This window comes from Methanovulcanius yangii (assembly GCF_018687785.1).
Classification (GTDB): domain Archaea; phylum Halobacteriota; class Methanomicrobia; order Methanomicrobiales; family Methanomicrobiaceae; genus Methanovulcanius; species Methanovulcanius yangii.
Genome location: NZ_LTBL01000001.1, coordinates 1786253 through 1799924 on the forward strand (window position 1 = coordinate 1786253; position 13672 = coordinate 1799924).

At 58.5% G+C, this 13672-nt stretch carries 14 protein-coding genes; 5 read left to right on the forward strand and 9 right to left on the reverse strand.

The window, feature by feature from the left end; genetic code table 11:
* Nucleotides 1-190 precede the first annotated feature (190 nt).
* The 6 genes from AZH53_RS08980 to AZH53_RS09005 all read right to left on the reverse strand — a co-directional run bounded on the left by AZH53_RS08980 (nucleotide 191) and on the right by AZH53_RS09005 (nucleotide 4907).
* A complete protein-coding gene (locus AZH53_RS08980) occupies nucleotides 191-517 on the reverse strand; it encodes a hypothetical protein (protein WP_319643179.1) in 327 nt (108 codons plus the stop codon).
* Between the two features lie 78 nt (nucleotides 518-595).
* Nucleotides 596-793, reverse strand: coding sequence for a hypothetical protein (locus tag AZH53_RS08985; RefSeq protein ID WP_319643180.1), 198 nt, complete (start codon nucleotides 791-793; stop codon nucleotides 596-598).
* Between the two features lie 268 nt (nucleotides 794-1061).
* Nucleotides 1062-1652: a YIP1 family protein gene (locus AZH53_RS08990; RefSeq protein ID WP_319643181.1), complete on the reverse strand. Its 591-nt coding sequence runs from the start codon at nucleotides 1650-1652 to the stop codon at nucleotides 1062-1064.
* A 48-nt stretch (nucleotides 1653-1700) separates the two neighbouring features.
* Nucleotides 1701-2111 (reverse strand): hypothetical protein, encoded by a 411-nt coding sequence (locus AZH53_RS08995; protein ID WP_319643182.1) that lies wholly within the window; start codon nucleotides 2109-2111, stop codon nucleotides 1701-1703.
* 75 nt (nucleotides 2112-2186) lie between these two features.
* Nucleotides 2187-4268 (reverse strand): sodium-translocating pyrophosphatase, encoded by a 2082-nt coding sequence (locus AZH53_RS09000; protein WP_319643183.1) that lies wholly within the window; start codon nucleotides 4266-4268, stop codon nucleotides 2187-2189.
* A gap of 453 nt (nucleotides 4269-4721) precedes the next feature.
* A complete protein-coding gene (locus AZH53_RS09005) occupies nucleotides 4722-4907 on the reverse strand; it encodes a hypothetical protein (RefSeq protein WP_319643184.1) in 186 nt (61 codons plus the stop codon).
* A gap of 113 nt (nucleotides 4908-5020) precedes the next feature.
* Between AZH53_RS09005 and AZH53_RS09010 the strand changes: the two genes are divergently transcribed.
* The gene (locus AZH53_RS09010) at nucleotides 5021-5815 is read left to right on the forward strand and encodes a transposase (protein WP_319643185.1); all 795 of its coding nucleotides are present in this window, start codon (nucleotides 5021-5023) and stop codon (nucleotides 5813-5815) included.
* A gap of 53 nt (nucleotides 5816-5868) precedes the next feature.
* Here the strand turns inward: AZH53_RS09010 and AZH53_RS09015 are convergent, their stop codons facing one another.
* On the reverse strand, nucleotides 5869-7296 hold the full coding sequence (locus tag AZH53_RS09015; protein ID WP_319643186.1) for a DNA-directed DNA polymerase II small subunit: 1428 nt from the start codon (nucleotides 7294-7296) through the stop codon (nucleotides 5869-5871).
* A gap of 141 nt (nucleotides 7297-7437) precedes the next feature.
* On the opposite strand from AZH53_RS09015, the gene AZH53_RS09020 reads away from it, so the two are divergent.
* Together AZH53_RS09020 and cofH are read left to right on the forward strand one after the other, a co-directional pair.
* Nucleotides 7438-8199 carry a S24/S26 family peptidase gene (locus AZH53_RS09020; RefSeq protein WP_319643187.1) on the forward strand — a complete coding sequence of 254 codons (762 nt, stop codon included), beginning with the start codon at nucleotides 7438-7440 and terminating at the stop codon, nucleotides 8197-8199.
* A gap of 100 nt (nucleotides 8200-8299) precedes the next feature.
* Nucleotides 8300-9391 (forward strand): 5-amino-6-(D-ribitylamino)uracil--L-tyrosine 4-hydroxyphenyl transferase CofH, encoded by a 1092-nt coding sequence (gene cofH, locus AZH53_RS09025; protein WP_319643188.1) that lies wholly within the window; start codon nucleotides 8300-8302, stop codon nucleotides 9389-9391.
* A 119-nt stretch (nucleotides 9392-9510) separates the two neighbouring features.
* Here cofH and AZH53_RS09030 read toward each other — a convergent pair whose 3' ends face one another.
* Together AZH53_RS09030 and recQ are read right to left on the reverse strand one after the other, a co-directional pair.
* On the reverse strand, nucleotides 9511-9816 hold the full coding sequence (locus AZH53_RS09030) for a DUF1805 domain-containing protein (protein ID WP_319643189.1): 306 nt from the start codon (nucleotides 9814-9816) through the stop codon (nucleotides 9511-9513).
* 66 nt (nucleotides 9817-9882) lie between these two features.
* Nucleotides 9883-11997 (reverse strand): DNA helicase RecQ, encoded by a 2115-nt coding sequence (gene recQ / locus AZH53_RS09035; RefSeq protein WP_319643190.1) that lies wholly within the window; start codon nucleotides 11995-11997, stop codon nucleotides 9883-9885.
* 135 nt (nucleotides 11998-12132) lie between these two features.
* Between recQ and AZH53_RS09040 the strand changes: the two genes are divergently transcribed.
* Nucleotides 12133-12342 (forward strand): DUF5683 domain-containing protein, encoded by a 210-nt coding sequence (locus tag AZH53_RS09040; RefSeq protein WP_319643191.1) that lies wholly within the window; start codon nucleotides 12133-12135, stop codon nucleotides 12340-12342.
* Nucleotides 12343-12516: 174 nt separating this feature from the next.
* Nucleotides 12517-13584 carry a hypothetical protein gene (locus tag AZH53_RS09045; protein WP_319643192.1) on the forward strand — a complete coding sequence of 356 codons (1068 nt, stop codon included), beginning with the start codon at nucleotides 12517-12519 and terminating at the stop codon, nucleotides 13582-13584.
* Nucleotides 13585-13672: the final 88 nt, after the last annotated feature.

Genomic DNA, 13672 nt, shown 5'->3' on the forward strand with positions numbered 1-13672 from the left:
CGGATAGGTGCACAGGCGGGAGACACTATCGGGTGCATCCTCCCCCCGTGCCCTCCCTGCAGGGGGCCGGTCCGTTCAGACCGGAAGGGTTTGCCCCGTCCTGCAGGGACGGGTTTCACTCCCGATCATCAGGAACAACCAATGATATGCCGGTGGTCGCGGCAACGTTCGGGGAAAAAATGGGAAGAGCCTATTTTTTGGTTTTTTCCTTCGCCTTCTCGAATTCCTTCTTTGCAGTCTGCACCGCATCCTCGATGGCGTCCTCAAGCTTTTCCCCTGCCTTGCGGGCCTCTTTTTCAAGGTGCTTTCTGCCCTGTTCGGTGCCGAAGAGGTTCTTGCCGAGAAAAACCACATTATTGACGGCTTTCTTCACCGACTCCTTGGCTTCTCCGATGAGTTCATCCACATCGGGGGCCTCCTCTCCTCCCTGTGAGGTCTCTTCCTCCGTGGCCGCTTCGCCTTCAACCGGTTCTTCAATCCATACGCCGTTTTTGAAATATCCACGTGTTCCACTCATAGGCAATCATGGTACGTATGGCCGTACCGCTATAAGTAGGGTATGCCTTTCGCAGAAAAGAAATGAATGTTCCGGGCTTCAGGTATACCCGTCGGCAAGTTTCCTGATCCTCTCGTTGGCGTTGGGACTGGTTTCGATATGGTGCCAGTCGTCCCTGCTCATCCCCATGAAAAAGTCACACGATTGGCACCTGAGCCAGACCTCGTATTCATCCGGATGTTCAGCCAGCAGTTCATGGTTTCCGCATTTTGGACAAACATATACAACCTCCTTCATTGCAACCCCCGGGTGAATAATATATAATATTGGCTAACTGTACGACTAAATAAATCTCGCGATTTTATAAAAACTCTATAATTTCAGTTTTGGAATGAATGAGGGGCATATTCGGGACATTTCTCCCCCGGGGTGTTCCTTCTCCACCGGATCTTCCCGGACCAACCGGCCCGGACGATCCTTCGGAACGGGGCGCGGGATACGAAGGTTTCTCCTGCACCCTGTGAACACCCCTGCCCGGGCTTCTCTCTCCACCGGGCGGAGGTGCTCAGCGGTAGTACCGGGTAATGAAGGCATACGGGTCGCCATAGAGTGCCGGGAGGAGGGTGGCGGCGACCAGCACGAGGACGATCAGTACCGGGAGGAGGACCGCAATCCCTGCCCGGACCGGGGAGAGCCCCTGTAGTTCCCGGGTTCCGATGATCGCAAGGGCGATGGTCCATAGTCCTGCGATGCAGCAGACGACGGGAATCCATCCCAGGAGAAACCACGGCGTGGAGGCGTAGATGATCGCCGTGTAGGTCCGTGCGATGCTCCCTCTTCCTCCGACCAGCAGGACGAAGAGATGGACCATTGCCCCGGTGATGGCAATCAGGAGGAATCCTGCCAGAACCGCCCCGGCGAGGGCGGCGAAAAGGGAGACGGCCCCGAGATGGTGGCCGAAGAGAAAAGCCGTCATCTGGTCCCTGAAGAGGGTCGAGACGCCGTGGTAGTGAAGGAGGGCCGAGAGGATGCTGTTTGTGCCGAGGAGGATGAGGAAGTAATCCGCCGCTTCGGCGAATGCATCGCCTTTGAACAGCCGGAAGGTCTCTATTGGATGAAGGAGAAAGCCGCGTGCCCTGTTCAGGAACTTCAGCATGGTACGGGGTATTCCTGCGGGCAAGATGAAAAACCTTCCCCGGCCGGGTTATTTTCTCAGGAGGGGAGGGATGACCACCGTCTGCGAGAAGGGGATCTCCAGTTCGGTGATCTTTGCATCCACATATGCATGCCCGCTGACCGTGACCGGCTGCCGGTTTCCAAGGGTGGCGGTAACAAGGGAGATGGCGGCGTGGTTCCGGATGGCGACCGGCACCGAGATGCCTGCGACCCCCCCCGGGGCGATCTTTACGGGATGGGCCTCACCGGTGCCGAGACAGTGGACGGTTCCGGACCCCTCTTCCGTGAAGGTGAGAGTGAAGGGGATACGGGTGATCGTGACCCGGACGGGGGTGCGGTTGGTGATATAGAGCTTGACATCGCAGGCGATCTCCGTAAGGGTGAATCGGTGGACACTGATGTTCTCCACCTCGATGGAATAGAGATGCCCCGGGCTCATTGCAGTGTGTAGGTCACCCGGATACATGAATCCTTCGTGAACCCCGGGTTCGCGGGGCAAGAGAAAAGAAAAAAATTAGAGAAGGAAGAGCGGTGCGAAGACGACCGCTACAATGGTCATGAGCTTGAGCAGGATGTTGATGGCGGGGCCGGAGGTGTCCTTGAAGGGGTCACCGACGGTGTCACCGGTCACACCGGCCTTGTGGGCTTCGGAGCCCTTGCCGCCAAGGTTGCCAAGTTCGATGTACTTCTTTGCGTTGTCCCAGGCACCGCCTGCGTTTGCCATTGTAATGGCGAGCATGAATCCTGCACCGAGGGATCCGACGAGGAGACCGCCGAGGGCTTCCTTGCCGAGGATCACACCGACGAGAACCGGTGCTGCGATGGCGATGAGGCCCGGCAGGACCATCTCGCGGAGTGCGGAGCTCGTGGAGATGGCGATGCATGCGGTGTAGTCGGGGTCGGTCGTTCCTTCCATGAGGCCGGTCATCTCCTTGAACTGCCGGCGCACCTCGATGACGATCGCGTAGGCGGCACGGCCGACGGCCATCATGGTCATCGAGGAGAAGAGGAACGGAAGCATCGCACCGATGAGAAGTCCCACGAAGACCGGGGGCTGCATCATGTCGATGGCCTCGAGGTTGACGGCGATGCCGTAGGAGGCGAAGAGGGCGAGTGCGGTAAGTGCCGCCGAGCCGATGGCAAAGCCCTTGCCGATGGCTGCGGTGGTGTTGCCGACTGCATCGAGCGTGTCGGTGATCTCACGGACTTCCTTCTTCTGGTGGCTCATCTCGGCAATACCGCCCGCATTGTCTGCGACCGGGCCGTATGCATCGACCGCAAGGGAGATGCCGAGCGTTGCGAGCATACCGACCGCGGCGATTGCGATACCGTAGAGGCCGGCGAAGAGGAAGGCGATGTAGATCGCGAGAGCGATGAGCAGGGTCGGGACGAGCGTGGACTCCATGCCCTTTGCAAAGCCGGTGATGATGTTCGTTGCCGCACCGGTTTCGCAGGATGCTGCGATGGTCTGGGTAGGCTTTCTCTCGTAGGAGGTGTAGTACTCCGTGACCTGACCGATCAAAAAGCCTGCCACAAGACCGGAAACGGAGGCGACGAAGACGCCGAATCCGAAGCTGCCGAGGAACATGTCCGCAATGAAGTAGGTGGCGACCACGACGAGGAAGAGCGCGACCAGGAGACCCATGTTGAAGGCCATGTGAATGGCGGAGGACTCGGTCTTGTTCGTCCGCACGAAGAAGCTGCCGATGATCGAACAGATGATACCGACGGCGGCGATGACGAGCGGGAGAAGAACGAGGTTCATGTCGACGAAGCCTGCACCGAGTGCGGCGGCGTCCTTGACACCGAGGAGAAGCGAGATGTCCGTGCCGTTGTTGAGGGCAAGGATGGCTGCTGCGCCGAGGAGCATCGCAGAGACGATGGAGCCGACGTAGGATTCGTAGAGGTCGGCACCCATGCCGGCGATATCACCGACGTTGTCACCCACATTGTCGGCAATGACGGCAGGGTTGCGCGGGTCGTCTTCGGGAATGCCCGCCTCGACCTTTCCGACGAGGTCGGCACCGACGTCGGCGGCCTTCGTGAAGATACCGCCGCCCACACGGGCAAAGAGTGCGATGGAGGACGCTCCAAGGCTGAACCCTGCGACGACGTTGACGATGTCGTAGATGTTCGAGCCGTCCATCAGCGTGCTGATGCCGATGAATGCGACGGAGAGACCGAAGAGGCCAAGTCCGACGACGGACATGCCCATCACGGTACCGGAGGCAAACGAGACCTTGAATGCCTCGGCGATGCCGCGGGTTGCGGCGTTCGTGGTCCGGCCGTTGGCGCTCGTTGCCGTGAACATGCCGATGTAGCCGGCGGTTGCGGAGAGGACCGCACCGAGGACGAAACAGGCAGCGGTCAGCGGGCTGATGAGCACTGCAAGGATGATCGCAAGGACGATGACAAAGACTGCGATAAACTTGTACTGGGTGTTGAGGTACACCATCGCACTGTCGTGAATCACAGTAGTGAGCTTTTCTATGAGCTCGGTGCCGAGACCCTCTTTGCGGACATTCATGAATGCATATCCTGCAAAGGCCAGGGCCAGAAGGGCACATACTGGTGCTATTAAAATCATTGTATCCATGATACTGCTTTACCCCCTCATCACCGGTTTCTCAGGGACGAAACCAATGCGGGTTTTCGATTTTCCTTATTCTGTTTGATTTATAAGTAAAAAAGGGATCTCCCCCGAAAAGAAGGGCCCGACGGGCGACCTGTCCGCCGGAGCAGAAGAAGGCGGAATTAATCATTTTTGAAATGGCCGGGCGGGGAATTCTGCGCCCGGATTTCGGGCCCGGTTTCAGGAGGTGAAATGACCATATGGGGATGGACCGTGAGCTTGAAAAAACGGGGTACGGGCCAGCTGGTGATTATGGCAGACCCGGAGTCGGACCGGGGGAAAACTTTGCGCAGAATAAGTATGATCGTACGTACAAATGCCGGACGTAAGTATATACATTCATTACTAAAAATAGATTTCTGCCAAAGGTTTTATTCATGGATGTCCCAGAGACTTGGTAAGCATCCGGAGGTAATCTTACGTCTGTCGGTGACATCTCATCATACGGCGGCAGGCCCGGTGGCCCGCCGCATTCAGTGGCTGATGCTCCCCCCGCATCGTCCCTCTCCACCCTTCTCCCTCCCCGCCCTTCCTCTTCGTCCGTCTTCTCCTCTTCTCTTTCTGCCTCCCGGTGCGACAAATCTCTCTCTTTCCACAGTTCATGTTTCACCTCTTCCCTCTCCTGCTCCCCTACCTCCTCCCCTTCCGACTCCTGCCCTCCCTTTTGTTCATTCTCCCCCGGTGCAACAACGGGCGCTGCGGTGTTCTTCCCGTCTGTGCCATCGTCTTGTCCCGCTCTCTCATCGGTGCACCCTCGTCCCCCGTCGTCATGGCTCGGTATCGACCTGAACACAACGGGGCATACGGTCGTCCTCGGTGAACCGGAGAGCGGGTACTCCGCAAAACTGGGCGGCGAGGTGTCCCGCCTCCACCAGCAGTTCGAACAGGAGCGCCGGCGGCTGCGCAAGAAACAGGGTGCCCGCCTGAAGGCGATACACCGCCGTGAGGAGGAGCTGATCCGGCTCGTGTACCGGAACGTCTCCCGCGAGGTGGTGCGGACGGCGGAACGGCTTGGTGCGGGTATCAAATTCGAACGGTTCAGCACCGGCAGGCATGGTGTGCGGCCGTCGGGCGCTGCCGGTCACGGTGTCCTCTCCATCAACTCGGTAGTGTTTGCCCGGTTCCAGCGGCAGGTCGAGGAGGAGGCTTCCCGGCGGGGGATTCCCGTCGTCTATGTCGATCCGTCGTTCACCTCCAAACGGTGCAGCCGCTGCGGGAGCACGGGACTGCGGCACCGCAAGCGGTTTGACTGTCCTGTCTGTGGGCTTGCGATCCATGCCGATGTCAATGCCGCCTTTAATATCGCAATGCAGCCGGAAGACGCCCCCGGGCGGGTGCACCGTCTCCGCAGACAGGAGGCAAAGGTGATCGGGAGACGGTTTCGCAAGACCGCAAAGAATGATGTCGCCGGGGATGGAGCCCTCCATGATGAGGGGTATTCCGTGAGCATATCCGGGCTGTTTTCCCTTTTGGACGACGATAGGGTGACGGCGCCGGTTGTGCAATGGTAATTCCGTCAGTGAGATTCCGGGTTCACACCAAAGAGACGGAAAAGAACAGGTCGTCAGGTCTCGATGATATCGCCCGAGAATTCGATGACCTCGGGCCTGAGGGTCTGGAGGTCGACGATGACGGCCCGTGCCGGGGTGGGCTGGATATTCATCTGTTTCTGGAACGCCGTCTGTGACTGCCAGGTCCCGGAGTTCACACAGAGGACGCCGCGGTAGTTGGCTATGCCGCAGATGTGCACGTGACCGGTGTGAAGGATCTCGGGGACCGGGTCGATGACGAGGCGGTCCTCCTTTGCCGCAAATATGGGGGTCCGCTCCCCGTAGGTGCAGGCGAGGTGACGGCGTTTGAGCATCTCGACCATGATCTCCTCGGGGCGGGTATAGGAGGCGCCGGGGATCATGCCGATCATATCATCGTACGACCTGCCGTGGTACATCAGGATATTGACCCCCTGGAGGTTGACGAGCGCCGGGTTCTCCACGACGACGGCGTTCTCCGGGAAGTGTTCGCAGAAATGCTCGGGGAGGGCGGGCTGGGGCTCGGACCCGCGGACAACGTCGTGGTTGCCGGGGGATATGACGATCTGGAGGTGCGAGGGGAGCTTTCGCATCATCTCTGCGAAGACCTCGTATTGGCCGTAGATGTTGGGGATCGTCAGTTCCTTGTCCTGTCCCGGGTAGATACCGATGCCGTCCACCAGATCCCCTGCGATGAGAAGGTACCCGACCTCCGGATGGGCGGTCAGCCAGTCGGAGAAGCGCTCCCATGCCTCTCCAAGGAAGGTATCGGACCCGACGTGGACATCGGAGATGAGGGCGACCTTCCCGGGCGTTTCGGAGGGGGTCGGGCCGTTGTTCATGGGGACGTCGGGACGGTGGAAGGAGTCGGCGAAGAGCAGGTTGCCGTCCGAGGAGAGTTTCCCGCGCACGCCGATTACCTCGTCGGGGATGATGCGTTCGGCCTCCTCAAAAAAATCCCTGCCCTTGTTGAAGAGGATGTTGATCTCCCCCGTCGGGTCCTCCAGATGGACCATGCGGTGGCCTTTTGTTGTGTTGCGGACATCGACGACCATGCCGATGACCGCGACATCGGAGTTGTAATAGCGGGTGGTCCGGGTGAGGGCCTCGACCGGATAGATGTCGGCCAGTGCCTTGCGTTTTCTCAGGGGCCCGGCGAGTTTGTCATAGCGGTTGCGGAAGTAATGGACGAAGTCGCGAAAGTCCACCCCGTTGCCCGAAGGGCTTCGTATTCCCTGGACGATGTCGACCTCGGTTTCCGTGAGGATACGCATGCCGTCGCGTTCGGACGCAAAGCCGGGGATATGGCGGGGCATGACCACCACCGTCCCGTCGGGGATGGTCGTTGCGGTGCGGTCGACAAGGCTGAGATCCTGCTGCTGGGCGATGTAGGCGACCACATCGGGGTGGACCTGAAGGCCCAGGTCCAGAAATTTCAGCACGATCTCCTGTTCGGTCCGCATAGATACTGAAGAGTTGGTCGGGGCGGGATAAAATACCATTCAAACCGGTGAAACGGAAGGTCGGACAGGGCTGCCGGATCATCCGCAGAGCCGCAAATAATGATTATGTAGGGGGAGAATGTATGTATTCAGGAGCACTCCATGAAGACACGCAGGCGACCTCTGGGCATCCCGACACGGGTAAAACGGTTTCTCGAGAGCGACGACCCGCGGGCGGGATGGGTAAGGGACGCCCTCTGGGTCGTGGGTGTCGTCGCGGGCATCGCGCTTCTCCTCTTCCTTGCATCCGGCACATGGCCCGCCGTCGTTGCGGTCGAGTCCGAGTCGATGGTCCCGAACATGAACGTGGGCGACCTTGTCTTCGTTGCGGCGTTCGACCGGTACGGGGAGCTCACCTCCTGGGAGGAGGGTGAGGCGACCGGGTACGTGAGGTTCGGTGATTCCCCCGACCTGCAGGGGAATCAGGTCTACGGGGACGTGATCATCTTCCGCCCGAACGGGGACGATGCGGTGCATCCGATCATCCACCGGGCGATATCATGGTACGATGACAATACGACGGCGTCCGGCTACATCACCAAGGGGGACAACAACCCGAGCGTCGATCAGGTCGCCTATTATCCCACCCTCGGGCAGATTCAGCCGGTGCGGGAGGAGTGGATCGTGGGGAAGGCCATCTTCAGGATACCGCTCGTCGGCTACTTCCCGCTGCACATCGTCGAATTTGCCATTGTGATCATCATCCTGATGGTCGTCTGGGAGTGGTATTCCCGGCGGCGCGAGGCGGAAAAGGAAGCCGAAAAGGATGAAGAATCCCGGTCCGCGGAGAAGAAGGCTGCATCGAAGGGGAAGGGTGCGAAGAAGAACGGTTCCGGGAAGAAGAGCCCGTCCACCAAAAAATAATACCCTATTTTTGTTGATTTTTCGTCTTTTTTTTCGAATGATGGGGTTTCCTGAAAAGAAGCCTTTTAATGCCCACCCGTGTACCCTCATAGGAAACAGGATGAGTCAGCCAGTACGACAGCTGCTCGATGATGTCATCGGCGGCGCCAGGATGACCGAGGAGGAGGCGGCGATGCTCCTCCGTGCCCGCGGCCCCGAGGTATGGGAGATTGCCCGTGCCGCGGATATCGTGCGGGAAGAGAAGGTGGGAAATATCGTCACCTACGTGCGCAACCAGAACCTGCACCTGACCAACATCTGCAAGAACCTCTGCGGATTCTGCGGGTTCGGGGTGCCCCCATCGTCCAAAGAGGCATATCTCTTCACGAAGGAAGAGATCGAAAGTGAGGTGCGAAAGGCGCGGGATCGGCAGGTGACCGAACTCTGCTTCCTCTCGGGTGTTCACCCGGACTTCAATACTGAGCGGTATGTTGAACTCCTCTCCCTTGTCCACGGCATGATGCCCGAGGCCGACCTGCACACGATGAGTCCGGACGAGGTCGCATGGGCGGCAAAACAGGACGGCATTTCGACTGAAGAGGTCCTCGGGCGGATGGTGGCGGCGGGCCTCGGCACCCTTCAGGGGACGGCGGCGGAGATTCTCGTGGATGATGTCCGGCGGACCATCTGCCCTGCAAAGGTTCCGACTGCAGAGTGGGTGCGCATCATCACAGAGGCCCACCGGATGGGCATCAAATCCACCTCCACCATCATGTACGGCTCGATCGAGACCGAACGGGACCGTGCCGAACATCTCGGGGTCCTGCGGGCTATTCAGGACGAAACAGGCGGATTTACGGAACTCGTCCCCCTCTCCTATCTCCACGAGGGGACGGCGCTGCACCGGCGGGGTCTTGTGACCCGTGGAGCGACGGGCCGTGAGGATCTCCTCCTCTTTGCGGTCGCACGGCTCTTTCTCGACAACTTCGATAACATCCAGATCTCCTGGGGCAAGATCGGGGCGCGGATGGCGTCACTGGGGATGCTTGCAGGAGGGAACGACTTCGGCGGGACGATGTTTGTCGATGCCGTCTCCACCGACGCCGGTGCGGAGGCGGCAGATTACTTCGACCCTGCCGAGATGAAGGAGATCACCGACGATCTCGGCCGCGTCCTGAAGCGCCGGTCGACGATGTACGAAATCCTGGACTAAAAAAGGATCGAATGGAGGGGAGGATCTCCCCTCTTCATTTTTTTTACAAGTGGGATGGGGGTTTTGGGAGGGCCCGTTACGGGATTGCCTCTCCCTGAATGTTCTTTTCTTCAGGTGGCTTACGAGAGGAGCGAGAGCGCCTCGTCCCCCCGCATGCCGACCTGTATCCCGAGGGCTTCGGCGGCGTCGTTGGCCTCTTTGACGGTTCCCCCGAGGAGGTCTTTGGCGCCGGTGATGGAGTTCTTTCCTTCCGGCGGGCGGACACGGGCGGTGGCGAGGCCGAAACCCTGCAGGGCGACGGGGTCGATGGCCCCGCAGCCGAGGACGCCCTTCTCTGCGACGGCAAAGACGATCGTCACAGGGCCTGCAGGAATCGCGTAGCATGCGGCGCTGATGCCGGGAGTGCTGATGCGTGTGTGGATCATGGAGGAGTATGGCAGGCGAACCGGGATAAATGGGGTGGATGGGCCGGTCGCCTTAAAGGAGAGGGGTTAGCCGGGCGGGGTTTTGTCCCTCCGCATCGCCGCCGCCACGAGGCGTATTTCTGCGTAGGGGTAGCGGTCGCCGAGGACGGCCTTCAGGAGCCGGATATCGTCGGTCCCCTCCCGGCGGGCGGCGTCCCTTATGGCCTCCTGCCGGAAGGGGGGGATGAGGTCGTCGATGGGGACGTCCATGCCCGCTGCGATGCACTCTTCGAGGTGGGCGGCGACGATCTCTTCGGTCAGATCGCGCTCGTCTGCAATGCCCCGCATCGTCTTTCCCTCCCGGAAGAGGGCGAGCGTCGCAAGCGCCGAGGATGAGGGGCCGTCGCGGGCCGTCGTCCGGCAGCCGCCGAGGAATGCCTCGCCGAACTTCTCGAGCTTCGTTGCCCCGATGCCCCGGATGGCGAGGAGCTCCTGTGCCGACTGCGGGCGGGCGCAGGCGATCTCCCGCAGGGTGGCGTCATGGAAGATGCAGTAGGGCGGCACCCCCTCGCGGTCGGCGATCTCCTTTCGAAGCGTGCGCAGGTCTTCGAAGAGGTCGCCGTCGTCGCCGGTGAGGGCGGGCATCTTCTCCGCCTTCTTCCGTTTGCCCCGTGCCGGGCGGGTGAGGTAGACCTCCGCCTCCTCCGCTGCGAGCACCTCGTGCCCGGCGGCGGTGATGGTGAGGACGGGGAAGCGGTCGCCGCCGACCTCGAGGTACCCCTGCCGGACGAGGTCGCGGAGATAGCCGCGCCATTCGTCCCGCGAATGTGCCTTTCCCTTACCGTAGGCGGGGTTTTTGGCACCCCCGGTCTCGCGGATCTTTTTCGTCTTCTGCCCGCGGAGGATCTCGATGATATGCCCCGCCCCGAAGGGCGTCTCGAGGGCGTCGACGCACGCGAGCGCCGCCCGGGCGATGGCGGCCCCCTCGAAGCGCTCGCGGGGGTTTCTGCAGTTGTCGCACTGGCCGCATCCCCCCGCAGGCGCCGTCTCGCCGAAGTAGCGGACGATCGCCGCCGCCCGGCATCCGGTCGCCTCGGTGTACTCCACCATCCCGTCGAGTTTGCGGTAGCCGGCCTGTTTCAGGGCCTGGGAGGCTTCCTGTTCGATGAAGTAGGAGCAGCGCCCCCGGTCGCCGGGGCTGTAGAAGAGGATGCAGTCGGCGGGGTCACCGTCGCGGCCCGCCCGGCCGGTCTCCTGGTAGTAGTACTCGAGGGAGCGGGGCATGTCGTAGTGGATGACGTAGCGGACGTCGGGCTTGTCGATGCCCATCCCGAAGGCGACCGTTGCAACGACCACCTCGGCATCGTCGCGGATGAACTTCTCCTGCGTCCGCTCCCGCTGGAGCTTGGAGAGGCCCGCGTGGTAGGGAAACGCCCGGATGCCGAATCCCCGCAGCCGTTCGGCGAGCTCTTCGGCGCCGCTTCTCGACATCGTGTAGATGATGCCCGACTGCGTGCGATGCCCCTTGAGGTAGTTGAGGAGCTGGCCGAAAGCGTCCTCCTTGGGGCGGACCTCGTAGCGGAGGTTCGGGCGGTAGAAGCTCCCGACCACCTGTTCGGGCTGGCGCAGGCGCAGCTGTGCCATGATGTCCTGCCGCACGGCGGTCGTCGCGGTCGCGGTGAGGGCGACGACCGGGGCGGTGGGAAACTCGCGGATGAGGGCGGCGAGCTGGCGGTATTCGGGGCGGAACTCATGGCCCCATTGGGAGATGCAGTGCGCCTCGTCGACCGCGATGAGGGTGACGCCGCCCGCCTGCTGCAGGAACCGGACGAAGCCCTGCTGGACGGCCCGCTCGGGGGAGACGTAGAGGATGCGGACCCGTCCGGCCGCAATGTCCTGCTCGACGGATTTTCGCTCGTCCCATTCCTGCGTCGAGTTGATGCAGGCCGCCGGCACCCCGCACTCCCGCAGGCCGTCGACCTGATCCTTCATGAGGGCGATGAGGGGGGATATCACGAGGGCAATGCCTTCCCCCATGAGGGCCGGGACCTGGTAACAGAGCGACTTGCCCGCACCCGTCGCGATGACCGCGAGGACGTCCCGGCCGTCTGCAAGGGCGTCGATCACCTGCTCCTGGTAGGGGTAGAAGGCGTCGTACCCGAAGTAGGTCTTCAGGGTTTTGTAGGCGGCGGGCGAGGGCATGGGTATACTGATAGTATGGTTGGGTGCGGGGGGGATTAGGGGTTGTGGTTGGTGGTGGTTGAGAGGAGTGGTTGCCGCAATGGCGCCCTGCCGGGAATGATGCAGTTTATGTGCTGATCCGCCGTACACATGACTATGGCATCACCGATTATCGCCGTCATCCTCTCGTTTTTCATTCCCGGACTCGGGCAGTTCTATACAGGGCAGCTCCTGAAGGCCGTCGCCCTCTTCGTCCTCGCCCTCATCTTCGCGGCGCTCTCGACCATCGTGATCGGCATTCCCCTCTACCTGATCGTGTGGGTGTACAGCATGTACGATGCGTACGTGACGGCGAAGGGGGAGTGAAGGGGTACGAGAGGGTGGGTATATCTATTCTCATTCTTATATTAAAAATTGAATTTCGACGAATAATTAAATATAGAAAACTTATTTAATTTCACACCTTATGGCTAATTTGTAAATTGATTGAACCGTATGTAATGAAAATCAGCGTTGCATCTATCATGGATTTCATGGCCTATGTTAAAAAATACTAAAAAAATTGAGGTTAAAATTGCTCCAAAAAGCAAATCGCAATCTGCGGTCTCAATTTCAATTATTGCTGATTATCTTCACGCCCTTCAAACAATCATGTATATCGCGGGCGATTTTCTCGAAGGAAATAAATACCGTACTGGTGGAAATTTTCCAAATACCATAAAAAAGAGATGTGACTTGGTTGTAAATGATCTGAAATATGGTAGTTTTGAGGCGACAATTGGTCTTGCCGATTCACAAACATCACTTCCATTTCCTGAATTTCCAGATCACGGCACTATAGGTGAGCGGGCTCTAAAGATTACCCGGGAGATTGTGGAGATATCGGCTGATCGAAATGATATTGCATCCGATATTTTCAACATTATGCCGGATGAATTTCGTGTGCATCGATGTCTTCAGGAACTCGATACAATTTGGCCAGATGAAAAATCACAATTTTCACTAAAAGTTGGATTTAATGAGCACAAGATAACATTGGATCCTTTAAGGAAGCCAATAATTCAACAAGCAATTAAGAAAGAACCCGAAAAATATCAAGGGAAAATTATTGGCAGATTAATAGAAATCCGTACCGATAGAAAACGTAGGTGTATCATTGATACCCCAGATGGGGAAGTTCTCTGTAATTACGGACCAGAATTACGAGATCTCATGTATGAGAATGTGGATAATTTAATCGCTATCTCTGGCATGATAGAGCAAGAAAAAAATAAATCATCTATTGAATTATCGGAAAAATCGGCTCTTCAACTAATTGATTCCCTATCCCTTACTGAAGTTGACTTTGGTGAGGGAAATATCAAAAAATTCAAACATCCGCTCGAAATTCTTGTTGATTATGAAGATGAGAGTGATAGCTACATTATTACAAATGAAGAATTCAAGCTTCTCGCTGTTGCATCCAATTTGAAACAGGGTATGGAAGAAATTAATGATGAATTCAAAATTTTGTATGAGGAATACGTCAATGAAGACCCCTCAAATCTGACTGAAGGCGCAAAAAAATTGAGAAAGCAACTTTTAGAAATAATTGGTGAGGATTCTTAATGGCAACGCGTAAGAATTCCAAAATCCAGAGGGCTCTGTCAAAAAAAGGTTTCCAAAAAGTGAACACAGATCACAAAGTTCTAATTTT